At 55.6% G+C, this 25,334-nt stretch carries 23 protein-coding genes, 1 tRNA gene and 1 pseudogene; 3 read left to right on the top strand and 22 right to left on the bottom strand.

Annotated elements, in window-relative coordinates; all coding sequences use genetic code 11:
* Nucleotides 1-192 precede the first annotated feature (192 nt).
* Nucleotides 193-2,247, top strand: a complete 2,055-nt coding sequence (locus VFA76_11395) for a glucan 1,4-alpha-glucosidase (GenBank protein HZR32440.1) — start codon at nt 193-195, stop codon at nt 2,245-2,247.
* A gap of 183 nt (nt 2,248-2,430) precedes the next feature.
* Here VFA76_11395 and VFA76_11390 read toward each other — a convergent pair.
* The 7 genes from VFA76_11390 to VFA76_11360 form a co-directional block, all read right to left on the bottom strand.
* Nucleotides 2,431-2,515, bottom strand: a tRNA-Leu gene (locus tag VFA76_11390).
* 676 nt (nt 2,516-3,191) lie between these two features.
* Nucleotides 3,192-3,692 (bottom strand): hypothetical protein, encoded by a 501-nt coding sequence (locus VFA76_11385; protein ID HZR32439.1) that lies wholly within the window; start codon nt 3,690-3,692, stop codon nt 3,192-3,194.
* Between the two features lie 48 nt (nt 3,693-3,740).
* Nucleotides 3,741-6,917: a TonB-dependent receptor gene (locus VFA76_11380; protein ID HZR32438.1), complete on the bottom strand. Its 3,177-nt coding sequence runs from the start codon at nt 6,915-6,917 to the stop codon at nt 3,741-3,743.
* Between the two features lie 154 nt (nt 6,918-7,071).
* Complete coding sequence (locus tag VFA76_11375) at nt 7,072-8,328, bottom strand: hypothetical protein (GenBank protein ID HZR32437.1); 1,257 nt, start codon at nt 8,326-8,328, stop codon at nt 7,072-7,074.
* The gene (locus VFA76_11370; protein ID HZR32436.1) at nt 8,315-9,067 is read right to left on the bottom strand and encodes a sigma-70 family RNA polymerase sigma factor; all 753 of its coding nucleotides are present in this window, start codon (nt 9,065-9,067) and stop codon (nt 8,315-8,317) included. The genes VFA76_11375 and VFA76_11370 overlap by 14 nt, the downstream gene beginning before the upstream one ends.
* A gap of 373 nt (nt 9,068-9,440) precedes the next feature.
* On the bottom strand, nt 9,441-9,782 hold the full coding sequence (locus tag VFA76_11365; GenBank protein HZR32435.1) for a PilZ domain-containing protein: 342 nt from the start codon (nt 9,780-9,782) through the stop codon (nt 9,441-9,443).
* A gap of 206 nt (nt 9,783-9,988) precedes the next feature.
* Nucleotides 9,989-10,258, bottom strand: coding sequence for a hypothetical protein (locus tag VFA76_11360; GenBank protein ID HZR32434.1), 270 nt, complete (start codon nt 10,256-10,258; stop codon nt 9,989-9,991).
* Nucleotides 10,259-10,580: 322 nt separating this feature from the next.
* Here VFA76_11360 and VFA76_11355 point away from each other — a divergent pair, with 322 nt between their 5' ends.
* Nucleotides 10,581-10,946, top strand: a complete 366-nt coding sequence (locus VFA76_11355) for an iron-sulfur cluster assembly accessory protein (GenBank protein HZR32433.1) — start codon at nt 10,581-10,583, stop codon at nt 10,944-10,946.
* 118 nt (nt 10,947-11,064) lie between these two features.
* Here the strand turns inward: VFA76_11355 and VFA76_11350 are convergent, their stop codons facing one another.
* The 13 genes and pseudogenes from VFA76_11350 to VFA76_11290 form a co-directional block, all read right to left on the bottom strand.
* Entirely contained in the window at nt 11,065-12,093 is a 1,029-nt protein-coding gene (locus VFA76_11350) for a hypothetical protein (protein ID HZR32432.1), read from the bottom strand.
* 18 nt (nt 12,094-12,111) lie between these two features.
* Nucleotides 12,112-12,735, bottom strand: coding sequence for a hypothetical protein (locus tag VFA76_11345; GenBank protein ID HZR32431.1), 624 nt, complete (start codon nt 12,733-12,735; stop codon nt 12,112-12,114).
* Complete coding sequence (locus tag VFA76_11340) at nt 12,736-13,269, bottom strand: hypothetical protein (GenBank protein HZR32430.1); 534 nt, start codon at nt 13,267-13,269, stop codon at nt 12,736-12,738.
* Nucleotides 13,266-13,913 carry a PilN domain-containing protein gene (locus tag VFA76_11335; protein ID HZR32429.1) on the bottom strand — a complete coding sequence of 216 codons (648 nt, stop codon included), beginning with the start codon at nt 13,911-13,913 and terminating at the stop codon, nt 13,266-13,268. The genes VFA76_11340 and VFA76_11335 overlap by 4 nt, the downstream gene beginning before the upstream one ends.
* Nucleotides 13,914-14,771 carry a hypothetical protein gene (locus VFA76_11330; GenBank protein ID HZR32428.1) on the bottom strand — a complete coding sequence of 286 codons (858 nt, stop codon included), beginning with the start codon at nt 14,769-14,771 and terminating at the stop codon, nt 13,914-13,916.
* 149 nt (nt 14,772-14,920) lie between these two features.
* Complete coding sequence (locus VFA76_11325; GenBank protein ID HZR32427.1) at nt 14,921-16,579, bottom strand: GspE/PulE family protein; 1,659 nt, start codon at nt 16,577-16,579, stop codon at nt 14,921-14,923.
* Nucleotides 16,580-16,650: 71 nt separating this feature from the next.
* The gene (locus VFA76_11320; protein HZR32426.1) at nt 16,651-17,862 is read right to left on the bottom strand and encodes a type II secretion system F family protein; all 1,212 of its coding nucleotides are present in this window, start codon (nt 17,860-17,862) and stop codon (nt 16,651-16,653) included.
* Nucleotides 17,863-17,953: 91 nt separating this feature from the next.
* Nucleotides 17,954-18,643, bottom strand: a complete 690-nt coding sequence (locus VFA76_11315; protein HZR32425.1) for an outer membrane lipoprotein carrier protein LolA — start codon at nt 18,641-18,643, stop codon at nt 17,954-17,956.
* 103 nt (nt 18,644-18,746) lie between these two features.
* On the bottom strand, nt 18,747-19,670 hold the full coding sequence (locus VFA76_11310; GenBank protein ID HZR32424.1) for a hypothetical protein: 924 nt from the start codon (nt 19,668-19,670) through the stop codon (nt 18,747-18,749).
* Nucleotides 19,667-20,443 carry an ABC transporter permease gene (locus VFA76_11305; GenBank protein ID HZR32423.1) on the bottom strand — a complete coding sequence of 259 codons (777 nt, stop codon included), beginning with the start codon at nt 20,441-20,443 and terminating at the stop codon, nt 19,667-19,669. The genes VFA76_11310 and VFA76_11305 overlap by 4 nt, the downstream gene beginning before the upstream one ends.
* Entirely contained in the window at nt 20,440-21,369 is a 930-nt protein-coding gene (locus tag VFA76_11300) for an ABC transporter ATP-binding protein (protein HZR32422.1), read from the bottom strand. The genes VFA76_11305 and VFA76_11300 overlap by 4 nt, the downstream gene beginning before the upstream one ends.
* A gap of 186 nt (nt 21,370-21,555) precedes the next feature.
* Nucleotides 21,556-21,933, bottom strand: a complete 378-nt coding sequence (locus VFA76_11295; GenBank protein ID HZR32421.1) for a prepilin-type cleavage/methylation domain-containing protein — start codon at nt 21,931-21,933, stop codon at nt 21,556-21,558.
* A gap of 52 nt (nt 21,934-21,985) precedes the next feature.
* Nucleotides 21,986-22,125: pseudogene (locus VFA76_11290) on the bottom strand (prepilin-type N-terminal cleavage/methylation domain-containing protein).
* Between the two features lie 236 nt (nt 22,126-22,361).
* Here VFA76_11290 and VFA76_11285 point away from each other — a divergent pair.
* Complete coding sequence (locus tag VFA76_11285) at nt 22,362-23,015, top strand: UdgX family uracil-DNA binding protein (GenBank protein HZR32420.1); 654 nt, start codon at nt 22,362-22,364, stop codon at nt 23,013-23,015.
* 17 nt (nt 23,016-23,032) lie between these two features.
* Here VFA76_11285 and VFA76_11280 read toward each other — a convergent pair whose 3' ends face one another.
* A complete protein-coding gene (locus tag VFA76_11280; GenBank protein HZR32419.1) occupies nt 23,033-23,929 on the bottom strand; it encodes a metallophosphoesterase in 897 nt (298 codons plus the stop codon).
* Between the two features lie 25 nt (nt 23,930-23,954).
* Entirely contained in the window at nt 23,955-25,319 is a 1,365-nt protein-coding gene (locus VFA76_11275) for an APC family permease (protein HZR32418.1), read from the bottom strand.
* Nucleotides 25,320-25,334: the final 15 nt, after the last annotated feature.

Below are 25,334 nucleotides of genomic sequence, written 5' to 3'. Positions count from 1 at the left end.
CAGCTTACACAACCACTACAACCGCAGCAATCGCACCGCCGCGGACCAGCTATTGCGAATATTCAACCGCTAGGATAGATTGCGTGACTTGGTTAGTTCTTCTAACCATCACTGATGATCATGGCGACTTTCCGGGTGCAGCACAGAAAAGCTCTGGTGGCATTCTTACTGTGCCTCTCCTCTCCGCCCTGTGTGGCACAACTAGCACCCGGCGCACCCGGCGCAAAGGCCACCTGGACCAACGGCAATAAACAGGGAGTTGGCACTTCAAACACACTTACTTCGAAGGTTTGGTTTTCCCTGGGCGAGGGCGCGCTGAATGAGGTTTACTATCCGACAATTGATAAAGCCAACACTCGCGACCTGGAACTGATTGTCACCGACGGCCGTACCTTCGTCGAAAATGAAACCGAAAACACAACCCACCAGGTCGAAGTACCGGATCCCGCTGCGCTGGTCTTCCGCCAAGTCAATACATCAAAATCCGGACGCTATCGGATATCGAAAACGTATATCACCGACCCCGAACGCGATACTGTGCTCATCCAAGTGAAGTTCACCCCGCTTCGGCCGGGCGATTACCACCTTTACGTGCTATACGACCCTTCTATTAACAACAGCGGATTACATGACACCGGCTACTCCATAGGTGGGGGCCTAATCGCTGCTGATGGACCGGTAGCTTCCGCGCTGCTGTGCAGTTTGCGCTTTTTGCGCACCAGCAGCGGGTACCTCGGCACAAGTGACGGCTGGACTGAACTGAAACGGCAGTTCGGACTCGAGCACACTTACGTGCGCGCCGCGGATGGCAACGTTGTTCAGATAGCGGAACTACCAGCGGAGGCGGCCACTTCCGCGTTCACGCTCGCGCTTGGATTCGGGGCCGAAGGCCAATTGGCCATTAAGCATGCACGAGAATCGCTGCAGCGGCCGTTCCCGCAACTTCTACAGCAATACAGTGCGGGCTGGCACGAATATTTGGCGACTCTTAAATCAGTTGATCCGCCCTACCACGATCAATACCAGATGTCAGCCATGGTGCTGAAGGCGCATGAAGACAAGACTTATCGCGGCGCCGGGGCCGCTTCGCTGAGCATTCCATGGGGCAATGGGGTTGACGCTAACGAGCCGTCCGTGGGCGGGTATCACCTGGTGTGGGCCCGCGACTTATACGAAGTTGCTACCGCCTTTTACGCGATGGGAGACAAGGAGTCGGCAGACCGCGCCCTAAACTATCTGTTTACCGGACAGCAAAAGCCGGATGGTTCATTTCCGCAAAACTCCTGGCTCGATGGACGTCCCTACTGGCCCTCCCTGCAAATGGATGAGGTATCCTACCCCATCATCCTCGCCTACCAGTTTGGCCGGACCGACGGCCAAACCTACCTCCAGCACGTAAAGCCTGCGGCCAATTTCATCGTCGCTCACGGGCCCGCAACCCCCGAGGAGCGTTGGGAGGAAGTACCGGGCTACTCGCCATCCACTATCGCGGCGGAAATAGCGGGCCTGATTTGTGCAGCTGAGATTGCCCGCCACAACTCCGATGACGCTTCGGCCAAACAATGGTTGAGCACAGCAGACAATTGGGCCAATCAGCTGGATTCCTGGACGGTGACCACTAGCGGCCCTTACGCGCCGCGCTACTTTATTCGTATCTCCCAGCACGGGAATCCAAACTCAGGTGAAAAGTTGGACGTCCACAACGGCGGCGGAACTTGGGACGAGCGCGAGATCGTGGATGCTGGTTTTCTGGAGCTGGTGCGTCTTGGTATTCGGCCGCCCCACGACAGTGCAGTCCAGGCCTCGCTGCCCGTAATTGATAAGGTCATTCGTATCAACACTCCCAATGGGCCGGATTGGTACCGTTACAACCATGATGGGTATGGGGAGAAGCCCGATGGCAGAGGTTGGGATGGCACCGGTATCGGGCGTCTCTGGCCACTCTTTGTTGGCGAACGAGGCGAATACGCCCTTGCCTCAGGACAGGATGCGCATCCTTACCTGGATGCCATGCTTCACATGGCGAACAAAGGACGTATGTTGTCAGAGCAAATTTGGGATCGGCCAGACACTCCCGATCCGGAGCATTTGAGGTTCGGCGAGGGTACAGGCTCGGCCACTCCGCTGGCTTGGACCAATGCTCAGTTCATCCGTCTCGCCCTTGCTATTAAAGAAGGCCGCCTGCCGGAAACGCCCGCCGTCGTGGCTGAACACTTCAATAAGCGCGAAGTTCGCCAGGAGCCGTGATGCAGCATCGTTTGTGGCGCTGACCCTGGCGTACAACGTAACCTGGTGTCTCTTTGGCCGGAAGGTGAGGGACCAGCAGGCCCAGTTTTGCCGCTGCCGCTGCTCGGCTGCACGAACTGGAGGGCCCACTGGAAAAAAGGATCAGCAGTCGAAATCTGTCGGAACTTATTGATGCGAAAAGGGTGGTGCGAAAGGGGGGAGTCGAACCCCCATGGGTTTCCCCGCCAGATCCTAAGTCTGGTGCGTCTGCCAGTTCCGCCACTTTCGCACGTGGGAGATCAATTATATATAGGCTCCTTGTTTTCCGGTTTGGCTGGCGTAGGGACTACTGTAGGGACATATCTGCAAATGCGGCAGTAAGTCAACAGCTAAAAGCTAGCCTGCCGAAAAATGGACTCGCGGCGACACTTCTCAACGGTTTGCTTTCAACTTGGTTCGGCCACCCACAGTTCTTCTTCGAGTAATATTCGGCTATTCTGCAATTTGAAACGCGGACAATTGGAAAACTGTTGCGCCGTCGGAATCTACCAGGAACGCTCCGAGAGTGCAGGTGTTTGCCGCCGTTCCAAGTAGCTTCGGCGCAGGCCCAGACGGCGAACGAAAGTTGCTGGGGAAAGTGAACGTGTGGCCGCCAGCTCCGTCCTGGCAAACAACAAAGTTAAGCTGCTCACCTGCTACCGGATTGGTCAAATTCGAACTCGCCACGGTTCCCATCAATACAATCTTTTGAGAATTGCCGAGAGAAGCGTCAAACGTTGGATTGGCAGAGAAAGCTACTACATTAATTCCGGGGGCAATGGCTTTGGTGGACAGCGTTCCAGTTAAGAGGAGAGGATCCCACACGAAACCGCTTGTGAATTCGCGCCTGGCCGCGAATTCACAAGCACCAAAAGCTGCCAGAAAAGCTGACCGGTTAGGCCGTCACCTTTTCCTGTATGCTGATATTAGTTGGCTGGAGGTGCAGCTTTCTTAATGGCGCCGTCCGGATTCAGTGTCACTTCCGACTGAATATCTGCGTCGTACCCTAGGACCGTCCCGTCGGCTTTCGTGACTCGTTCAAGTTTGGCAACCGAGCCGTTGATGCCTTTCACGTATTTCTGCAGTGTTTCCCGAACCGTTGCCGGAACCTCATTCGAGTCCATTTTGACTTCTTCTTCGATGCTGAGGACCCCGCCCGTTGACTCGATGAGAAGATCGCGAGTCAAGCCCGCCGCCGTGACCGTTTCCATCTCATAGTGTACGTGGCCGATCTTATTTGTTTCCGCGGTATATCCGCGTACCGTCGCTCCCTTTAACTGTGCGGTCGCTGTTTGTTGCACAGCCTTAGGTAGCTCTTCAAATTTAACTGCATGCTCTGCTTCCTGTGCCACAACTCTGGTGAGCAAACCGAAGCTAACGAGGCAAACCAACGATACGGCTACGGCCAACATTCTTGTTCGAGACATGTCCTTTTTCCCTCTCCATTATTCGTAAGGTGGTATTTAGTGCGCCTTCTAAAATTGCAATTTCAAAGCGAGTTGGATGGAGCGCGGCCCTCCAACCTGGTACAGCGGATTCAAACCTCCTTCCTGGCCCCCGCTCCCCAAGCTTCGGCCGAGCATTTGAGATGGAACACCAAAGAAGGGATTTGGAAGGGGTCCACCACTTGGGGAAAGACCGTTATACAAAATGCTGGAATTCACCGTATCAAATCCGACGTCGGCGAAATTTGGATGGTTGAAGATGTTAAAAAGCTCACCCCGGAACTGCAGCGCCAGCTTTTCCGTGAGCTCAAATCGCCGGGCGAACCCAAGATCAAGCTGATACATCGCCAAGCCACGAAGCGCATTGCGGCCAAGGGTTCCCTGCCTGGTATCGGGAGGCAATGCAAACGCGTTGCTGTTTATTCTTCTTCCGCCTGGAGCTTGCGGATCGTGGACATAAAAGGGAACATTCGGGACCACATCCGGGCGTTGCAATCCGAAAATCTGAACTCCGATAATTCCGGCACCGGTGGGGTCACCAGTAACGATATTGACCGGTGTCGCGGACCTGGCAGTAAATGTTGGGGCTACGGACCAGCCTTTCAGTATGTGGTGGATCGCCGAGCTGACATGCGGAGCCGGAATGTCATAAGTGGCGGCAGCATTAAATGCGTGCCGAACATCAAACGAGGAAGAACCTCGATCAATGTTCGGATTGAGAGCGCCTACCCCAGCCAGATTTGACGAATCCTCCGAAGCCAGATCAATCGAATGAGCCCAGGTATAGGACGACAGTATCTGCAGACCATTTACGAGCCGGCGTTCGAACTGAAGCTGCAAAGCATGGTAGTCGGAAGTGGCGGCATTCCGCGTGATAGCGACGAAACCGAAATCCGGGTTCGGTGCAATGATTAACTCCCGGCGAAGAAGTCTTCGTCCCACCGTGCCTACGTAGGTGGCCGTGATACCTTGACTTGCTCCGATGGCCTGCTCCAGAGCGACGTTCCACTGGTATGACCTGGGTAATTTCAAGTGTGGGTCCGAAGCCTGGACGAATCCAAACGGCGGGCCAGAATTCACGAGTGAAGGTGGCGCTGCGTCGGTTAGACTGAGCGGAAAATGAACATTGTCGAAGAACTTGGAAGCGGAATACGGCAGATTCGTTAAACCGCCCGCAGTAGAGGAGTTACCGAGATCGTAAAATAGACCAAAGCCTCCTCTGAGGATGGACTCCGTTCCTTTTCTTTCGGAAAGGTGATAGGCCGCTCCGATTCTTGGCGCAAAGTTGTCATAGGTCGTTTGGTAGAGCGGGGTGTTGGGCGGCGCGACGCGGATCGTCGCTGGGCTATCCACGCCCTGCAGTGTGATGGGATTTTTGCCGCTTGCCTCGGTGGGGGGCGGTTCGAGCTCCCAACGTAAACCGTATGTCAGGGTAAATCGAGGAGAGGGCATCCAAACGTCCACCGCATACAGACCCAAACTCAAATATCGCGGGGAAAGGTTGGCCGCGAAAGCGTCCACTTCCACGGAATCGGCGATTCCCGTGAGGGCACCCGCAGTGCCGTTGTAAAAAACTGCCTGCTGCAGGTAACTGGCGGGACCAGAAACAGGGAAAAGCCTCCGATAATCCACGCCGAACTTTAGTTGGTGCTCGCGCTTGATTACGTTCACATTGGCGACCAAATTGATCTGCCTTTGCAGGTTGCTGGCGAGGGTTCCAGATGCCAGGTCGTTGGCGCCAAACGGGATGAACTCCACCAAGGCATGGGCTCTCGAAGTGAACGGCGGAAAAATGACCGAGTCTGCCGGTGGCTTGGCGCCATGAAAATTGTCTACGGCGAACGTATTCGCTCCCCGAACTCGGCTGTAGTTCATGCGCACATCGATTCCGAGGGTTGCGTTCAGCGTCCAGGTATAGCCGCCGGTGAGGGTTTGCGTATCCACTATGGAGTCCACAACATCACTCATTGCAGAGCGGCGCCGGGAACTGCTGGATGGCGCGGAGTTGTAGCGCACGAAGAAAGAACCATGCTCGGGGATTGTTTGATCCACTCGGATACTTCCGGCGTGAACTACCGACGGATCGGCGTAGTTCGCGGCAAAAACACTTTCGCCATTGATCGTATCGGGTCCGTTCGGGAGCGGATAGGCATCCAGCCAAGGCTTCAGTTCAGGACTCGCGGCGGCCCGCGAGGCCAGGGAAGGGACCTTTGAGGTCTTGGTTTGCGGGAGCCGCAGGGTCAATTGTTCATAGGAAGCGAAAAAGAAGGTCCGATCCTTTACGATGTGCCCGCCGAAAACGCCTCCAAAATCGTGTTGCCGCAAAGGCGCCTTATGGAGACCGAGATGGTTGCTGAACCAGTCGTTTGCATCGAGAGCTTCATTCCGAAAATATTCAAACGCCGTCCCGTGATACGCATTGGTGCCAGAGCGCGTGACAATTGAAATTTGACCGCCCGGGGTATGACCAAATTCCGGGCTGAAAGCCGATGTTTGAACCTTAAATTCCGAGAGAGCGTCAACCGAGACCAGGTTGCTTGTCGTGCCCAGTGCCGTGAGGGATGGCAATGAGCCTCCCGCGGCTTGACCTAGCCCGATCGAAGTATCGGCGGCCACATTCGCGCTGACTCCATCGATGGAAATGGTATTGGCGTTCGTTCTCTGCCCGTTTACGCTGAACTGCCCCGGATTATTACTGTCTGCTTTCGCTGTCACCACACCTGGGACGAGAGCAATCAATGCCTGGAACGTTCGGCCGTTGAGCGGAATATTTTCAACCAGGCCGCGATCGATTACCGTTCCGACAGCAGGGGACTGCTGGAAATTCTCTTGCGTGGCTACAACGGTAACCGATTCTGCTACGGAGCCGACCTGCAATTCAAAGTTTTGCGCGATGTTGTCCTGCACACGCAATGAAATTCTTGTGCCTACCGTCTGACGGAAGCCGTCCTTCACCACCACGATTCGATAGCGCCCCGGCTGGAGGTCCGCTAATACATATCGGCCCTTTTTGGTGGTTATGGTTGATACAGAGCGATTGGTTCCGATCTCCGTGGCGATAACCTCCGCGCCGGCTATGACTGCGCCTGACGGATCTGTGACACGCCCCGTTATCACGGCCCTTTCGCTTTGCCCCATGACGGGACGCGGGAGCACAATCAGCAAGAGAAGACAGACAAGCGAATGGAATGTACGCCACCGCTGCATTCGAGGGACCTCTGAGCCCGTTATTCACAGTATTCCTTCGTATGGGGAAATTTGTACCAAAGGAAATGCGGACAAAAAGAAAAATGGGGCGGCTGCTCGCCACCCCCTAATTTGTTCAGCGTGAAGCTGAACAAATTTTAATATTTCTCTCAACCTATGGATGATTCGGTTGATTGTTCAAAAACGCGTATAGCAATTTCTTGCCGGAGGGTTGCTTCTTTCCTCCATATGGTTCTACGGTGACAAAAACAGAGTCAATCTCTCGCAGTAATCCTGGATCATCCACTTTAAGCACCCAACGTCGCTGGGAATGGTCATCGAGGTACAAAATGCCGAGGCTTCGCGCCGAGTCGTCGGCCTGATCCTGTTGCCCCCAAACCTGGAAAGATTTTGCATTCTGCGGGTGCGGATCGCCCAGGTCGTAAGCATAAAAGATAAGAGACTCCCCTTCCGTGTAGAACACTCGTCCAAAGGCCTTCTTATTCTTGCCGCTCTTATCTAAATCGTGTACATCGATAATGTGCAGATTTCGGGCGCTCATGAGTTCGCGAATCAACCGGTCAGATGCCAGGAGTTCACGTTCACGGTCTAACTTTTCCTCCAGCTGTCTGGCGCGGTCAGAGAGTTCAGTGATCCTGCCTTGTTGCGCGGATTCAAAAGAGAGGGCTTGCTGCCTCTGCGTCCGTAATCCTTCCAGCTCTCTTTGAGCGTCGGCCAGCAATTCGGAATCTGTTCTCTGTATCGCTTCCAACGTGGCGAGAGAAGCGGCCGCCTGATGTAATTTCAGCTCCAGGTCCTTAGCTTCTTCGGTTTTGCTGTTGAGGCTTCTTCGCAGCGCCAAAAGGGCCCGGTCCGAATTTTCTTTTTGGCGTTGAAGGGCCAGGAGCTCGTTCCGCAGCTGTTCTTCGCGTTGCCATGATGGTGGCGGCCCCGCACGAACTGCTGATACTTGCTCACTGCCTGCCCGGCTTGCGAGAGGCGCGTCTTGTCTTGATGGACGCGCCCTGACACCGAAAAGATATGCGGCAAGTATCAAAGCTGCTGCTCCCGACAGAGCTAAACTCACTCGGACGAATGCCCGCCATGCATCAACTCGCCAGAAACCTGCAGGAGACCTGGCTTCAGGAGAAGTGGTTTTAGGCGGATCGCCAATAACAATTCCTTCCTTGCGGGCTCGATCCACGAATCTCGTGCGCAATTCACTGGCTCCAAAATCGTTTCCAAAGAATTCAAGTTCCTGGCTTTTATCAGCTCGAACCAACTCTGTCAGCGTCATCCTGAATTTCACCTCAGAGTCGCGGCAATCGGAGCAATTTGCCAGGTGGCGGGACAAGGCATTCGCTTCATCCTCCGAGATTTGTCCAAGCGTCCACAAGGCGCACAGTTCCTCGAAGTATTCATGGTTTAGCATCGAGGGTACCCTCCAAAACGAGTTTCTGTGATTGACTGGTGTTTTTTGGCACGATCAGTGACCTGAGCTTCTTAAGCCCTCTATAGTAGTGGTGCCTTACGTTGCCAAAAGATTGATTGGTTATTCTTGCTATTTCCTTTAATGACAAGCCTTCAAAAAATGCCAAACAGATTGTTTCGCGCTGGGCGTCATCGAGACTCTTCAACGCTTGATCAACCAAATGACTGGACTCATCATTCGTTAGGCAATGGGCGGCTCGCGTTCCGCTGTTCTGTAAACGGCTCTCATCCGCGATAACATTTTCCAGGGTGCTTTCCGCGAACATTTTGGCGTGAAGGTGCTGTCGTTTCGTCAGGCTGCGGTGGTAAGCAATTTGCAACAGCCAGACCTTGACGGGGCCTCGAGTGCGATCGTACTTGGCTGCAGACTTATAAAATTCAAGGAAAACGTTTTGCATGATATCTTCTGCTTCTTCTTTGTTGCGCACGATCTTCCAGCACACCGCGAAGACCAGGCGGAAGTAACGGTCGTAAATGACTCCCAGGGCCTCATCTTGTCCTGACAGCATCGAAGCAACCAGGGGCTCATCCGGGAGATCACTCAGTTCGGTGTACGACAGTTTTGGTGGGCTCGCTGAGGACGAATTTCGATCCCGGCTGTCAATAGAGAGCATTTCCGCCTTGCCCTTTTTGGCAGCACCCGCGTTACAGTTTGGGTCAGTATTTCCGAACTTGGCCATTATCGGCTTTTAGACCACGTTTTTAATGTTCGCTTGAGCGTGATGTTTCTCCGTGCTTATCGATACGACCGATCGAACGCTCACGACCCCAGATGCCTGAATGAGTCGTGGATTCAGAAAAACTCCGGCACAGCACTCCACTCGCTTTGGAAACCCGCCGATCACTTTGTGAAGTTCGTTCATTCGCCTGTCCCGCGGCTGGCCGAGCATTATAGCCGCAAACGCGACGACGCCCAATCCTGGCTGCTTTCTGGTAGTGGTGCAGTCTTTGATAGGTAGGTGAATTATCGACTCGGGCTAACCGATTTCTCCAGATTATTGTCCTTTGGACGCAACCCGCGGGAAACGAATATTTCTAGAGGGGAGGCCTGGGCTAAGAAGAAGCAGAGCCGCATAGTTGCCGGATGGAATGGCGCTGCGCGTCGCGCAACAGCACGAATTCGAAGCCGTGGGCGAATCCTCTTTGGCTGCGGACCGCGGCATACACGCGTAGCCCGTCCTTAAGTTGAAGATAGACGACCTCACCCAGGCGGAACTGCTGGGACATGACGGCGCCGACGCCGCCTTCGCCAATCACATGGCATCGTCCGGAGACAGTCATGGTGGGAGTATCGGGCCAATTCAGCACGGCATAGAGTGGGCGATCCACTGGATACCTTGGAAAACGGCGCTGAGTCGAGTAGTCGAGCGTTCGATCGTCGTCAGATACGAGCATGATCTTTCTCTTGGTTCGAGTCTACGCGCATCTTTGCAGGGGCGGAAAAACGCAGGAACAGCGGCGGGAGGCCAGTGTCCGTCCGGCCAGCGACCTTGGTGCGAAACGCCTCAAATCGCAAAAGAGAATGCCTCCCGCAGGAGGCATTTTTAAAGCACACTCTTTTCTTACGCATTGGGAACGTGGCTAACGGCGGCCGACCTGCATTACTGCATGGTCAAGCCCTGATATATCCACATCGCCGCGATTACCAGGATCAACAATCCCGAAGCCGCGCCAAATGCTCGAACCAGAGGATTGACCTTGTTCACCCGGCTGATGAGTTCCATTTGCTCTTGCTGCATATGGGATTCTGCTTCATCCAGAAAGAGCTGTTCCTCTTCACGCATGGTGAGGGTGCTGCGATAGATCAGGAGCACAATCAAGATGGCTGTGAGGATACCCCACACCGTCAGCAGCCAAAGCAGAGGAGACATAGTGCCACCTCACTAAAATTCAGAGCTGCTCCGCCTAGGTTCGACCCGGCGCGTCCCCGGACAGGCCGCCCGGGACCAAGATAGGGGGCGACCGCATTATAGCCCTGTTTTCGGTTTGTGTTGCCCAATTGTGAACGGCAATAATCTACTTAATCCCGGTCTTGGGGCGAAAAGCAATGCGGGGCCAATGCCCGCTACTTTTTGCTCACTGGATCATCTAAGTAGTTGAGCCACAAGCGGCTGCAGCGTTGCATACGAAGTCAATATGCCGCTCAGGCCGATTTGTTATAATTTGTAAGCTAACCGTTTCAAGGAGATATAAATGGCGACCACAACGATCCCGAACGTTACCCCAAAGGCAGCGCCGCTGAGCCTGACCCCTAATGCCATCAAGAAAGTTAAAGAGATCATGGCCCAGCAGAACCCCGTACCTGCGGGTTTGCGCGTGGGAGTGGTGGGAGGGGGATGCTCCGGTTTCTCCTACTCAATGTCGTTCGAGAACAGTCCGGGAATGATGGACAAGGTTTACAACTTTGACGATCTGAAGGTCTTCGTGGATGCGACCTCGCTTATGTACCTGAATGGCTGCTCGGTTGATTACCTCGAAACGCTTGAGGGTGCAGGCTTCAAATTCGAAAATCCCAACGTGAAGAGCACCTGCGGCTGCGGATCTTCTTTCAACGTGTAGAAATCGTAAATCTGAATTTGAGAAAGCCCCACACGCGTGGGGCTTTTTGCTGGGTGAAAAGTGGGGGACAAGACTGTCCGCCCTACCAAGTCGTGTGCCGCTGATACTCTTTAAACGCTTACTGCTCAGGTGGCATCTGGGGTTGACCTGGGCCGGGCATCTGAGGATTTCCGGTCATCCCTCCAGGGTTTTGCATTCCCGGATTCGCATTGGGGTTTTGTCCAGCGGGATTCTGCATGCCCTGGTTCTGCAGATTCTGATTTGCGCCGGCAATTCCCACACCAGTCCCGCCGGGTTGGACCGGGCCATTAAGCAGGCCCCCGCGGTCTGAGCTCGGGTCGTAAATGAACTGCCATTCATTGTAGTGGCGCTTCTTGTTAAACTCCCGAACACTTACCTTATGGCTGGTACTGGCTACTCCGACCACAGGGCCTCCGCCAAAAACCTGATTTGCCGGATTCTGTCCGTCTATCGCATTTTGAGGTCCGGCAGCATTTGGCGGCTGACCGGAGATGGGCCCCTTCATCTCCTGCGGTTCATCTGAGTTGGCACTGGCGCCGCCAGCGGCGCGAGGGTCCTGCTCGGCTTCCGGTTGCGGTGCTACGGCTTGCTCGGGCGGTGTGCCGAGGCCTGGATTCGCAGGAGCAATGGGACTTCCGAAACCAGAATTCATTCCTCCGGCATTCCCGGGAAAACCCGCGGGCGCTCCCACTTGTGCCTGTGCCACTCCCGCCACTCCGCCCAGGGCCTGCGCATTAACTCCGGCTGGCGCCAGTCCGGCAACTCCTTGAGGAAACATTTTGACGTCGCCGAAACGGAGCAGGCGAAACTCCTTGCCGGTGATGGGGTCTTTGTAGCGCTTGCGCAGAAAACGAAAATTATTAGTGTTTTCCAGTTCCTCGATGCGGGTGGGGTACCGGTTATTTTTTCTGTAGAAGCGCTTGATGGCCCGCGCATACTGCACCGCGCGGTGGATCATCTCCTCTTCGCGGTCTCGGCGAATTTGCATCGCCAGCTGCGGGGCCACCGCGGCGCTGGCTATCACCAGAAGGGTGATGAAGAGCAGCAGTACCATCAGCAAATAGCCGTCTTCGGCGTGTTTGCTCCCCGCCCTCGGTTGCCGGCGAAATTGTCTGCTGACCAGCATGCAATTGAAAACCGTGTACTAGCGTCCCTGTGGATTTTGAGTCAACGGGATACTCTGATGCCGGTTGGGATTGAGGACATCTTCAACCTCCACCGAGCTGGGGCTGATCCGAGCCAACTTGTAGCGCCGGTTAACGATGTCTCCCTCACCGGCGATAAATACGTCTTCTCCCTCAGAAAGAAAAACTCTCCTGCGTTCACCCGAACGGCTGGCAAATCCAAAAAATTTCAAATCAATGGGAGGGGGCGGCGGCGGTCCAGGCGGCGGCTGCGGGGCCGAAACCTTTCCTGATTCCACCGGCTTGGGAATGGGCGCCTCTTCCTGCGCGAGAAAGATATTGCGGCCCGTACCCGCATAGGTGACTTCTTCGCTGCTTCTCAGCAGATCCAAGCGCAGCCGTGGATCCAGGCTCATGGCAGGAGCCTGTCTCTTGGCATTTGCCATTGTCTTGGACGTGGAAGAGAGCCGCCGAGGAGTGGTCTTCGTTCCGCGCGGGTTCGCAGTGCCGTCAACGGATGGCAACGGAGCTGACGCGCTGGGGCCGGAATCCACCAATATCATGCGAGCGAACAGCACTACAGCCAGCAGCATTAGTCCCCCGGCTGCAATCACTTTACTGCGATTCTCGGCTCCGACTCTCAACTAGGCTCCACTCTTGAGATAAGTTTCCATTTTCAGTTGCAGCTTCACCGTGCCTCCCTGGGCATCGCCCAAGGCCACGCTGTTCACGATGAATAAGGTCTTGTCACGTTCCAGTGAATTGATGAACTTCACTATGTGAACGTAGTCACCGGACAGTCCAGCTTCAATGAGCACGGGACGCAGTCCGCTCGCTTCTACGTCCTGTGGGCTGTATTTCGCCTGCACAATTTTGATGTTACTCTGTGCCGCCATCTTGCCCACCCGATCTGAAATATCCGAGTACTGGCCTGGCAGACGGTCGCGATAGAAGTCCGCAATCTCCTCTTTGGCGACTACCACTTTTTTGTCCAGGCCACGCAGTGGCTGAACCTGCTGCATCTTGGCCCGGAGCTGGAGTTGCAGCGACTGGATCTCCTCTTGCCGCGAGCGGCCAACCGGAGAAAGTAATACGACTCCCGCAGCCAGGTCCACGAAGAGCAAAACTCCGAGCACAATGATCAATCGTTGCCGAGTTTGGCGGACGTTACCGATCACAGGCCGCCTCCCCAATCCTCCCTTGGCTTGCCGTTCATTGCCGATGCCTCCGGGGAGGAATGCAATAACGTTCGCACCTGGGGGACGTAAAGCGCACTGATGGCGAACTCCACATTGTCGCCCGGGGTGTGCCCCTCACCACTGCTCTCCTGCAGAATCTGGGGCTGGCGAAAACGTGGGGATTGTTCCATTTTCCGCAGAAGCGCCAAAGCCCTTTCCCTCGATTCGCCAGCAACCACCAGTCTGAGCTCCAGCTCATTTTGCGCGGTAAGTTCCGGATGAATGGAAAGCACGTGTAGACGGGGCGGCATAAGCCGTTCCAAGTCAGAAAATACCTGCGTCCAGGAGAAAGCCTTGCGTGCAATCAACTCGTTTAAAAGCTGGGACTTGTCACGTGTGTCACGGTTCTCACCTTGGTTGAGGAAGGCTTCGGCGCGCGCAATTTCGCCGTTGCCCTGGGCAATCTGCGCCTGCAGGTCGTGAATACGGCGCTGTTCGACGCGCCATTCCTTCAGTCGCACCAGGGCCCCAAACACCAACGCTGCGGTGAGCAACGAAGCCGCCGTAAGAATCAATACCCATTGACGGAAGAACCGTCGCGCGTCTTCGTAGGGCTGACTCGAAAGATTTATGTCAATTCGCATCTACGATGCTAGTGCCCCCAGGACGCCGGCCAGACGCCAGCGTGGAAGGTTCCCGTTTACATTGGCGACCCGCCGCGCGCTTACCAATTCTTCCACTGCAATTCCAGTTTGGTTTTGCAGCACGTTGAAAGACTCGGAATCAGGTAATCCCGCCACCAGGATGCGCTCAATATTCATGTGATAAGTATCCTGGAAAAATACTACCGAGGGATAAACCTCTTCCGCCAGCTGTTCACCAGTGAGATTCAGCCCACGGCTATTTTCCAGGGTACGAAAGAGCAGCAATTGTGAGCCGTCCATGAGGGCGATGCTGGTGGTAAAGGCGTCAACTTTCACTACCATGGTCGGCTTGTCTGCGTCCACAGCGCCAAGGGCGGCAAGCATGGAGGGCAGCATGACCCCGGGGTTGTAGCCGGCCTCGCGAAAAGCAGATTCATATTCCTGGATCACGCTGGTGAGCGCGACGGCGGCAATTACTCTCACGCCTTTGCCGCTCACGTGTGCCTGGTAAGAAACTTTGGCATGCTCCACATCGAAAGGAAGAGACTTCTTGAGCCGAAAACGGACAACGGCTTCTGCCTCCTGGGGCTTGGCCGGCAAAGTTTCAAAGTCCAGCAGCACCACCCGAGCGGAAGAATCTGGCAGGACAGCGATTACATCTCGCGACCGCTCGCCAATGGATTGAAGCGCGTCCGCGATGCTGTCTCGCAGGACCTCACGGCGAAGCACGTTGGCCTCCGTCAGGTCCGGAGCGAGACTGCCTTCGGGTAGTTCGCGTGAAGTGTACACATCGAGAGTGTCACCGCGTTCGGCGGCGCGGCCGGCGACGATGCGATCCACCGAAATCTCGCATGCCATGCGTGGCCGATTTCCTCTCGAACTACTGCCCATGCCCGTGTCTCCGTCCTGAGGGTTTCACCATTACGTTTTGTGTGTGCCTGGGAAGCACCTGAGTAGCCGAAACCTTCGAGCTGTCTGGTGTAAGTGCTTCATCGCGCCGGATGGCTTCAGCGTGTGGTCTCGATAAACGTGACTTTATTGATCTCCTTCAGCGTGCTGAGGCCGGACCGTACTTTGTCGAGGGCCGATTCACGTAAGAAGCGCATGCCCTCCTCACGGGCTGCTCGGCGGATTTCTGAGGAAGGCTTCTTGGCCAAAATCATTTCACGGATACGGTCACTCAGGTCCAGCAGTTCGTGGATGGCAGTGCGGCCGCGGAAGCCGGTGCCGGAGCACTCGATGCAGCCCTCGCCTTCGTAGAAAATCACGCCCCGCCACTCTTGCGGGTTCAGGCCACTGCCTTCCAGTTCATCGTCTGAGTAGCGGACTTCTTTTCGACAACTGTCGCAGATCAGACGCACTAGCCGCTGCGCCAAAATGCAATTCAGCGCCGAAACGAAGTTGTAGGCCTCTACACCCATGTTCAAAAATCGGCCGATTACGTCCACAACATTGTTGGCGTGTACCGTGGTAAACACGAGGTGGCCGGTAAGCGCTGATTGGATGGCGATCTGCGCAGTTTCTGTGTCGCGGATTTCGCCCACCATGATCTTGTCCGGGTCGTGGCGCAAAATCGAGCGCAGCCCGCGGGCGAAGGTCAGGCCTTTCTTCTCGTTTACCGGAATCTGAGTGATGCCGCGGATTTGATATTCCACCGGATCTTCAATGGTGATGATCTTGTCTTCGTCGGTCTTGATTTCGTTCACGGCCGCATAGAGGGTGGTTGTCTTGCCGCTGCCGGTCGGTCCGGTGACCAGCACCATGCCGTACGGTTCTTTGATGTAACGGCGAAACTTCTTCAGGTCGTCCTCACTAAAGCCCACCACGTCGAGCACCAGGGTCTTGAACTTCTCGCTCATGGACTCTTTGTCCAGCACGCGCAACACGGCATCTTCACCGTGTATGGAAGGCATGATGGAAACCCGGAAGTCAATCTGCCGTCCGTTGTATTTCACGCGAAAACGGCCGTCCTGGGGCACGCGACGCTCGGCGATGTCCAACTCGCTCATGACCTTGATCCGCGAGATGATAGTGGTGTGGTGTTCTCTGGCGATGGGGTTCATGGCTTGTTGCAGTACACCATCAATGCGGTACTTGATCACTACCGAGTCATCGCGGGTTTCGACGTGGATATCGCTGGCACGCCGTTGCAACGCCGTGAAGATAGTGGTGTCCACCAGCCGGATGATGGGGCTAATGTCGCCCTCGGCAGTTAGCCGCTCAATGGATATAGTTTCGTCGCCGCTCTCGTCCTCGCGAATAACGTCGAGCGCAAAGCCTTCACTGGCCTCTTCCAGGACACGCTGAGACTGCTCCGTCTTTTTCAGAATGTCATTGATCTGGGAGAGCGTGGCTACCTTGGTAATGATTCGTTTGTCCAACAGCAAGCTGATCTCATCAATCATCATCAGCTGGCTGGGATCGGCGATGGCAATAGCCAACCGCCCCTCGGCAGTTTCGTCCAAGGGGATGAAGTTGTAGCGGAACATCAGGTCGACAGGGATTTTCTTAAAGAGATCATGGTGCAACTGGAAATCGCGCAAGTCCACGTACTCACAACGATAACGACGCGCCACATCGCGCGCCCGAGTCTCCTCGCTGCCTTGGATGTCGGTGGCAAGGCGCCCGCCGTTACCTCCATTTGTGAATAGTGGTTTTTCTGCCATGTTAAGACTCCACCTTCAAAGTGTACCTCGCAGCCCTCGAAAGCGATGGGACACTTCGGTACCCCCGTGCTTCAGTGAAAACCCCCTGCTCCCAGTGTGAAAATGGGCAAATACAATGAAATCAATACAAAAGCGACGATTGTTCCCATAAAGATCAAGATGACCGGCTCAATAAGCGACATCGCTGCCGTCAACCCCGCCTGCACATCTTCTTCGTAGAACTCGGCTACTGAGGCAAGCATGGCAGGCAATGCTCCAGTGGATTCGCCCACCTCGATCATTTCGACGGCCAGATCGGGAAATATCTTCCGTTCTTCCAGGCTGCGCGCCAGCGGAAGACCTTCGCGGACCCGCCGGGCCGCCTCTACAATGCCATTGGCGATATGCTTGCTGCCAACCGACTCGCCGGCAGTTTCAAGGGCTGGAACGAGTGGCAAGCCACCGGTGAGCAAAGTGGCCAGAATACGCGCGAAGTTCGCGACCTGATATTTCAATAAGACTGCTCCTGCAATGGGGACATGCAGCAGAAACCTGTCAATCTGGTCCGCACCGCGCTCGGAGTTTTTCCACCGCCAAAGCAGGACGGCCAGCACAATGGCCGATCCTATAAAGAGAAACAAATATTTTCTTGCGCCCGTTCCCAAAGCCACCATGAACATGGTCATGGCCGGCAGTTGAGCATCTACGCTCTGGTAGAGCTCACCGAAGCGAGGCACCACATATGTGACCAGGAAGCTCAGCATGCTCACTACCATGACCACAAGCAATGTCGGGTAGACGAGTGATGCTTTCAACTTCTTGCGAAACGAAATGGTCAGCCGCTGAAAAGCAATGTAGCGGTTCAGAACTTCTTCCAAATTTCCGCTCTTTTCACCTGCCAGCAACGTGGTGGTATAGAGCTTCGGAAAAACTGCCTGAGCAGCGAAGGAATTGGAGAGTAATTCACCGCTCTTCACACGATCGCGCACGTTCTCCAGGAGCGTTTTAAAGTAGCCGTTTCGCTGCCGTCGTATCAGCAGATCCAGAGAGTTCAAGATGGGCAATCCAGCCTTGATCAAGGTCACAAATTGCTGGTTAAAAATGACGAACTGTTCGAGCTTGATCTTGCGTCGTTGAAACAACGACACGTCTCCGCCCGCCAGGATTCCGCGGGGCTTGACCCAGTACACCAGGTAGCCCTGTTGGGCGTAGCGGTCACGGACCTCGGACTCGGAGTACCCGGTCTCGACTTGCTGCAGCAAATGGCCGCGTTCATCGGCCATTTTGATAAGGAATTCCGACATTCCTTGTATTGTCCCTGTGAAGCTAGTCTAGCATTGCAACTACTTTCACTTTGACACCTAAAGCCGGGCTGCCGGGGCTGAAAAGTGCTGCCTAATCTGCATTTTCTCCCAGGTCGCCCTGAATGACTTCTACATCCGGTGGAAGCGAAAAACGAAACTGCTGATCTCCGACGACAATGTTTTCCTTTTGCTCGCCCAAGCGATACTCCGTAGTCGAACCATCTTCCAGGTCCACCACGATCCGGTTGATTTTCCGGTCGGGAGTAACTTCCAGCAGCACCTGGCTTACGCCCTCCATAAACTTGGGAACGCCGCGAAGCACCAAATCTTCCGAGTGAATCGGGGAGACATCCGGCGCCAGCGAAAGCCCAGCGAACTCCCTTTCCAGCTTTGTTTTGCCTAGCAGGTAACCGATAGGCGATCGCAAGTCTTCCAGTTTCTTCACTGGCAGCTTACGGGCCTGTCTCTCTCCAGGAACGTAAAACCAGGCAGTTTTTGCGTCAGAAATGAACAGTTTCTGCCTGGGCTGGCGGTACTCCCAACGCATCTTGCCGGGCTTCTTCAGCCACAATGTGCCGGATTCTTCCCGGGACATGCCGTTGCCCTGATAAATCTCAGTAAACTCTGCGACTAAGGTTCGAAGCTGGTTGTAGTGCTGGTCTACTGCCTTGGCAATCTCGTGGATCGGGGGCAACACCGAAGAGGATGGTTGTTGCTTCGCTGCTACTGGGTTGAAAGCAGGGGCGATGAGCAGAATGATCAATGCCCAAGGGAAGCTCATTCTTTAATAGTAATCTGAACGGCGGCGGACAAGAGTGTCCGCCCGTGTATGCCGGCGCGGCTAGCAGGTCGCGTGGCGCGGAGCACTCCTGCCCTCGGGCAGGTTACTCAGATAGCTTCTTCGGCGCGGGTGCGCTCATACCCGGCGGCAGGCCTTCAGTGATGAAGGGAAGATCGTCGGGAACCGCCACTTCCACGCGGCCTCCCGGAGCCAAGCGGTAAGGGTGACCTATAGGATCGAGGGGTATTCCGGGCAGCCAGCCGGTACGTACCAGTTGGGCCAAACTTTCGGGATAAAAGCCGGTAAGATCTCGATATTTCCGAGCCATAGCCTCAAGTTGAAGAACTTCCTGGTCCACTTGCAGCGCGCGCAAGTGAGCGGCGGCATTGGCACGAATGCTCTTATCCTGGGTGGTCTCGTAGGTCTTCGTCCACATAAAGCGGGCGGTCTGCAGATCGCCACCATGCTCGGCCATATGGGCGGCGAGCACTTTCAGCCAGGGATGAGCGCCGGGAACGACAGAACCGCGCTCGAAAGCTTTAGCCGCCGCCGCATAGTCCTTGCGCTCAGTGGCATTGATGAATCCCAAGTCGTAATAGAGCTTCCATTCTCCCGGGTTTTGGGTGATGCCTTGCTCAAGCAGTTGAACTGCTTTGTCGGGCATGCCGGCGCCCTCCGGCGGGCGCTGTGCGAGGAACATGCCTCCGAATTCGTAAGCCACCATTAAGTGAGGATCGAGAGCGGTGGTGATTTCAAGCAAAGGCGCGAGCAGATTGTATTCACGAGCGCGCAAGAAATGATGACGGCCGAAATATTGCACGGCGCGGGTCCAATAGATGTCCGCCAGCAGGCCCCCATAGCCAAGGGTCATGCGCTTTAAAATCTTGGGCGAGGGGACGTAAAGGACTTCTTCTAAAGTGGCGCTAGGCCGAAGCTGGTCCAACTGCCGAACGGTCAACACCGCCAGCGCCAGGCATAGTGCAATGGCTGTACCAAGAATGATGGGAATACGCCGGCCGACTCTCATTTCAAATCACGATATTCGAAGATCAACATGGCGCCGCAGAGCGCCGCAGCCGCGTAAAGCATGGCGTACAACGAGTTGTAGAGCACCAGTGAGCCCGCGACCGGCTGGGCATGGGCGACGCTTGAAATCACATTGAGGGAGGCAAAGTTGGGAACAACATAGGCGGCAGCGGTTGCTACCCAGCGAGTGAGGCCATGACTCACCGCGGCAAATCCACGCAGGTCTTCGGCGAAAGTTCCGATGACGTAGAGAGCAAAAGCAAAAATGGCTGAGAGCAAGGGCGACGAAAACGACGAGAATAGCAGCGCTAGAGCAGTTATTACGACGAACTCCAGAACGATGAAGTACAAGGCGACCAGCAGATACGCGTCAGTTTTTTCAAAATGATGCGCAACATAGAGCAAGGCCGCGAAAATTGCGATCGCCATGAAGAACGTGTTCACTACTAACGTTCCCACCAGGCCCCAGAATTTGCCGAGAATGAATTCCCATCGGCGCACTGGCCGGGCCAGGATGGTGTACAAAGTGCGCTTGTCAATTTCCTTTGAGACCAGTCCGATTCCGATGAAGATGGCGATGACCAAGCCAAAGAGTGAAACCGCGGTGAGGCCAAGGTTCATAACCACGAGCTTTTCGATGTCTATGGAGATCTGTCCTACCAGGACCGAAGTACCCGTGATGAGAACCGCGAACGCAATCAGGTTGTAGAGCACGCGATCGCGGACCGCCTCGCGAAAAGTATTGGACGCGATGTGCACGATACGGCTGCTCATGCCATCACCTCTTGGTTCTCCACCTTCTCAATGAAATAATCTTCCAGCGTAGCGCGAACCGGGGTCACCGAAACCAGGCGCAGCTCGGACCGTCGTAGCGCATCAATGGTCGAGTCCAGTTTTTCTTCGGGAATGACTGCCCGCACCATCTCTCCGGTGATGTGTGACTCGAGAGCGATTTTTTCGATGTTCGCCGGCACCTTGGCGCCTTGCCAGAGCACTTCCACTTTGCCGCGGACGGTTGAGGTCAGGTCGGCAATCACTCCCACCCCGCGCAGTTTGCCCTTATTGAGGACCGCCACTCGATCGCAGAGGGCCTCAGCGTCCGAGAGTATATGGGTAGAGAAAAATATAGTTTTGCCTTCGTGCTTCAGGCCTTCCATCAGGTTCCGCACTTCGCGCCGACCCATCGGATCCAAGCCGGACATCGGTTCATCGAAAAAGACGATCTTGGGATCGTGCAGGATCGCCTGGGCCAATCCCACGCGCTGCAGCATGCCTTTGGAAAATTTTCGCAATTGGACATTGGCGGAGTCCGCTATCCCAACGCGTTCCAACACCGCCCCCACCCGGCGCTTGTGCTGGCGGGCGGGAACGCCTGAAAGGTGGGCACAATACTCAAGCAGTTCGCGCGCCGTGAGGTAGTCGTAGAAATACGGCTGCTCAGGCAAGAATCCGATCTGAGCTTTTACCCGCGGATCGTTGAGGTCCATGCCCAGGATCTGGGCAGAGCCGCCTGTAGGGTAAATCAAGCCCATCAGTAGCTTGAGGGTGGTAGTCTTCCCGGCGCCATTCGGGCCCAAGTATCCGAAGCACTCGCCTTTTTCGACGGTCAGAGTCAGCGGGTACAATCCGTACTTCAGCTGTTTACGCCAAAATCCTACGCTGTAGGTTTTCTCTAAGCCAATAATTTCGATCGCTGCCATAGAAGCTGAGTCAAATACGTTTTCTCAATTATATTCAACGCCAACGGGCAGCCAATAATCACGGATGTACGTGCACTGAAGTCATCGCACCAGATTGCGGCGAAATTAAAAGGGGAGCGCCAGATCTCTCCGTCGCTCCCCTCGGCTCGTACCCTCCCCCAGGTACTTAGCCGACCTTGATCTGAATCAGGGCAATGCAGCTAATGCCGAGCAACTGGGTGCATCCGGTGGAGTGGTGCTTTGGCCCGCATTGTTATCCACTCGGATCACCTGGTCCTGCAACGAGCAGAAGCGCCGCACCCCGGTTTTGTCACAGGCAAGTGGCGCAGCTCCAACTGAGTAGGTGGTGTTCGCGGTTCCAATGGGATTCGCCCCTACCGCCACAAATGTGTAGCCCGTTCTTGTACCGGAGGCCAAGGCGTTATCAAGGAGGCAAGCAGTGGCCGCCGAAGCCGAACAAGGCGCCGCGCCTCCAAGACTGCTCAGCGTAGCCGGATAACCGGTACTGGGGTATGCTGTCTGGTAAGTTGCTTCCGCCGTGTTGATGCTTCGAATGGAACCCACTGCAGATGCCTCATTGGCCGCCATTCGCGACCGAAAGAAACTAGGTACCACGATGGCGGTAAGAACTAAAATCAGGGCTACCACGATGAGCAGCTCGGGTAGCGAAAATCCATGGTGTTCACCCGCGCTTGACGCTCTTCTGCACCGCGACAGCGTCGGTTCGGACACCTTTTGAATACCCCTACCGCCCATAGTGGCAGTTTTAGTGCCATACGAGAATTAACCAGCAGGGTTCAGGGTTGGAATGTAAGTCTTTCGTTTTGTGGCGCTACAAGACGTGAGAGCGGCAGGGGGAGAAGAGTTCATGGCTGGATGATGAGCGCTTCTCCCAGTTCGGGAAATTAGTTCGACAAGAATTGTCAATACGGAAGAGTATGGAGCCGGCGGAAGCACCGCGGTAAATCCGGAGTGCATCTGAAGAGAAAGGAATGGCCAGAACGACGAAGAATCAGCTTACGGCAGCGCCCCTGATTCCGCAGAGACCGACGCTGGAGAACTTGCGTGCAGCCGCGCGGCATTGTCGCGCTTGCGACTTATGGCGACTGGGAACGCAAACCGTCTTCGGGGAGGGGAGTGCGCGTGCCCGGGTGATGTTTGTGGGAGAGCAACCTGGTGATCGCGAAGATCTGGCTGGTCGCCCGTTCGTCGGTCCGGCTGGTTTGCTGTTGGACAAAGCACTGGAGCAAGCCGGGATTGATCGCCGCGCTACCTACGTAACCAACGCCGTCAAGCACTTCAAGTGGGAGCCGCGGGGAAAGCGGCGCATTCACAAGAAACCCAATCAACTGGAAATCGCCGCCTGCCGCCCGTGGCTCGATGCGGAGATTGCGGTTGTCCGTCCCACTGTGATCGTCTGTCTCGGTGCTACTGCAGCCCAGGCGTTACTGGGACGGACTTTCCGGGTAACACAACATCGAGGCGAGATGTTGTCCTCGCCGCTGGCCCCGTTTATCACCGCGACGGTCCATCCTTCTTCCATTCTTCGCGCGCCTGATGATGAAAGTCGCCATCGCGAGACAGAGCGGTTCATTGCAGACCTGAAGAAAGTCGCAGCCTTGTTGCCTGAGCACAAAGCCGCTTGAAGAGGATCGCTTCTCTCCTATACTGCACGGCGAAGCGTGAACAAGGTAATTTCTGGCGGGCAGTTGAGACGCGCGGGAAGTCCGATGGTTCCGACACCCCGATTGGTGTAAAGCTTCATGGGCCCAATCTGGCGCAAGCCTTCAACGTATTTTTCAGCCAGCGGGGGCAAGTACAGGGGACCAACCAGAGGGAATCGAATCTGGCCCCCGTGGGAGTGGCCCGACATCTGGAAGTCCACGGGGGTACGAAAGTGCTGACGCGCCACTTCATCGGCGTAGTCAGGTTCGTGTACCAGCAGCAGGGTCGTCTCTCCGCGAGCAATCTTGGAGAGTGCGCGGTCAGGATCGTGATCTCTTTCAAGCACGTCATCCAGGCCGGCTAGCCACAAGCGGGCACCGTCCCGCTCTAGCGCTACGGAGGAATTACGGAGGACGTGAATCCCGTGTCCGCTTAGAGCCTCGCTGATGAAATCCGGGTCGGTGGTGGCGTCATGATTGCCCAAAACTGCAAACGCGCCTAGCCGAGCCCGCAAGCCCGATAGAAGAACGGCGCAGGGTTCTGCATTGCGCCCTGCCTGGCGAGCTTTTCCACCGATATAGGGGTGGCTGACGAAGTCCCCGGTAAGCACTACAACATCTGGCGCTAATTCGTTGGTACGGGATACTGCGGATCTGATGATCGGTTCGTTGAACCCTCCATAGTGAAAGTCGCTCAACTGAACAATCGAGAAGCCGTCCAGGCGTTCCGGGAGACGCGGGAGGCGAACTTCCACCCGCTCGACCACCAGGTGGTGAGCACCGAGAGTGACCGCATCGGTGGCGAGGGCGAGGCCACCGGCGGCAGTTGCTGCCGCGGCCCCGAAGAGCAATTGTCGGCGAGTCAGGCGAGGCGGGGTCAAAGGCAAGTCTACCATCGGGACTTGCGGTGGTAAGTTCGCGTCAGCGGCTGGGGCGACTGCGCCGGGCAAATGCAAAGTATGCGACCGGGCCCAGGGCAAGACATGCCGGGCCCCAAATGCGCGATTGCGGATCGCTGTTGATGAGTGCCCAGGCAAAGAGCGCGATGGGCACCAACACAACGGCTGCCAGCCCGGCCGCGCCGCCAGGAATCAGAAATCTTCGCGGCAGGTCGGGAGCTATACGCCGCAACCGCCATACCGAGAGGAGGGTCAGCACCGAGGTTGCACTCCGCAGCCAAGCATAAATCGCGATTAGTTGCGTCAGGCTGAAAACCGCGAGCACAGCGCAAATTACGGTGGAGAGCGCGATGGCGCGGGCGGGAGTTCCGAAACGTGCATGCAGTTTTGCCAATGCAGGATGAAAGTAACCGTCTTCAGCCATGGTGAAGGGCAGCCGGCTGGCAGAGAGGACTGTGCTATCGAGGAGCACGAAAGTGCAGGCTGCTGCGGCCGCCAACATGGCTGATTCCAGTGTCGGCCCGCCGATCAGCCGGGCTGCGCGAACCAGATATCCGGTCTGCCACTGCTCCCAATTTCCTAAGGCAGCAAGTCCGGCGGCGAGTGGCAAAAAGAAAGTGATCATGGCCAGGGGGACGACAATGGCAAGCGCGCGCGGGAAATTGCGCTCCGGTTGGTCGATTTCTTCGCTGACGGTTGAGAGTTGTTCGTAACCGGAGTAAATCCACAATCCCAGTGCCAATCCAACTCCAAACACATCGTGCCAGGAACGGTTCGAGGGCATGATGGGATAAAACGGATTGAAGCGTGCCTGCGCCAAACCCTTAACGACGAAAATTGTCACCGGGATGAGCGCTCCCAGGAGCAGGGCAAGGGTGAGATTGCCCACAAGTCGAATTCCGCGGATGTTCAGAAATGCGACCAGCGCGAGAAATGAAAATGCGATCAGCCAGTGTTCCAAGCGGCTATTTAGCGGGTGGAACTGACCGATGTAGTCCGCCAGAGCCACGCCATAGGAGGCGCTCATGAGAAATGTGCCGGTCCAGTTCCACCATCCGCAATGAAAGCCCCAAAAGCTGCCAAAGGCAGCTCGCGTCCACCGGTAAAAGCCCCCTTCCACAGGCATAGCGGTGGCCATTTCGGCAGTAGCCAGGGAGATAGGCACGCTGAACAGAAATGGAACAGTGAGAATAAAAATGAGCGCCATGCCCGGGCCTGCCCTTGAAACCATGGCTTCAAAATCGAAAGGTCCACCGGAGCAGTAGCCATAGAGGAGGGCCACAAACGGGACCAGGGCAATGCGCTTCAGCTGCTGATGGCTGGCAGGCCGTGAAGAAATCGAGCGTGCGCCTGAGATCTGGCTCGGTGATATTGGAGATGCGGGCATCGGTTCGGCAGGGCA

The organism is Terriglobales bacterium (genome assembly GCA_035651655.1).
Classification (GTDB): Bacteria; Acidobacteriota; Terriglobia; order Terriglobales; family Acidobacteriaceae; genus DASRFG01.
The sequence above is the reverse complement of the archived record's forward strand: the minus strand, read 5'-3'. Positions and strand labels throughout refer to the sequence as shown.

Excerpts from the sequence above, each read along its gene's own strand:
- VFA76_11385 (HZR32439.1), bottom strand. The coding sequence starts at position 3,692 with ATGTCTCGAACAAGAATGTTGGCCGTAGCCGTATCGTTGGTTTGCCTC.
- VFA76_11380 (HZR32438.1), bottom strand. The coding sequence starts at position 6,917 with ATGCAGCGGTGGCGTACATTCCATTCGCTTGTCTGTCTTCTCTTGCTG.
- VFA76_11375 (HZR32437.1), bottom strand. The coding sequence starts at position 8,328 with ATGCTAAACCATGAATACTTCGAGGAACTGTGCGCCTTGTGGACGCTT.
- VFA76_11370 (HZR32436.1), bottom strand. The coding sequence starts at position 9,067 with ATGGCCAAGTTCGGAAATACTGACCCAAACTGTAACGCGGGTGCTGCC.
- VFA76_11365 (HZR32435.1), bottom strand. The coding sequence starts at position 9,782 with ATGCTCGTATCTGACGACGATCGAACGCTCGACTACTCGACTCAGCGC.
- VFA76_11360 (HZR32434.1), bottom strand. The coding sequence starts at position 10,258 with ATGTCTCCTCTGCTTTGGCTGCTGACGGTGTGGGGTATCCTCACAGCC.
- VFA76_11355 (HZR32433.1), top strand. The coding sequence starts at position 10,581 with ATGGCGACCACAACGATCCCGAACGTTACCCCAAAGGCAGCGCCGCTG.
- VFA76_11350 (HZR32432.1), bottom strand. The coding sequence starts at position 12,093 with ATGCTGGTCAGCAGACAATTTCGCCGGCAACCGAGGGCGGGGAGCAAA.
- VFA76_11335 (HZR32429.1), bottom strand. The coding sequence starts at position 13,913 with ATGCGAATTGACATAAATCTTTCGAGTCAGCCCTACGAAGACGCGCGA.
- VFA76_11330 (HZR32428.1), bottom strand. The coding sequence starts at position 14,771 with ATGGCATGCGAGATTTCGGTGGATCGCATCGTCGCCGGCCGCGCCGCC.
- VFA76_11325 (HZR32427.1), bottom strand. The coding sequence starts at position 16,579 with ATGGCAGAAAAACCACTATTCACAAATGGAGGTAACGGCGGGCGCCTT.
- VFA76_11320 (HZR32426.1), bottom strand. The coding sequence starts at position 17,862 with ATGTCGGAATTCCTTATCAAAATGGCCGATGAACGCGGCCATTTGCTG.
- VFA76_11315 (HZR32425.1), bottom strand. The coding sequence starts at position 18,643 with ATGAGCTTCCCTTGGGCATTGATCATTCTGCTCATCGCCCCTGCTTTC.
- VFA76_11310 (HZR32424.1), bottom strand. The coding sequence starts at position 19,670 with ATGAGAGTCGGCCGGCGTATTCCCATCATTCTTGGTACAGCCATTGCA.
- VFA76_11305 (HZR32423.1), bottom strand. The coding sequence starts at position 20,443 with ATGAGCAGCCGTATCGTGCACATCGCGTCCAATACTTTTCGCGAGGCG.
- VFA76_11300 (HZR32422.1), bottom strand. The coding sequence starts at position 21,369 with ATGGCAGCGATCGAAATTATTGGCTTAGAGAAAACCTACAGCGTAGGA.
- VFA76_11285 (HZR32420.1), top strand. The coding sequence starts at position 22,362 with ATGGCCAGAACGACGAAGAATCAGCTTACGGCAGCGCCCCTGATTCCG.
- VFA76_11280 (HZR32419.1), bottom strand. The coding sequence starts at position 23,929 with ATGGTAGACTTGCCTTTGACCCCGCCTCGCCTGACTCGCCGACAATTG.
- VFA76_11275 (HZR32418.1), bottom strand. The coding sequence starts at position 25,319 with ATGCCCGCATCTCCAATATCACCGAGCCAGATCTCAGGCGCACGCTCG.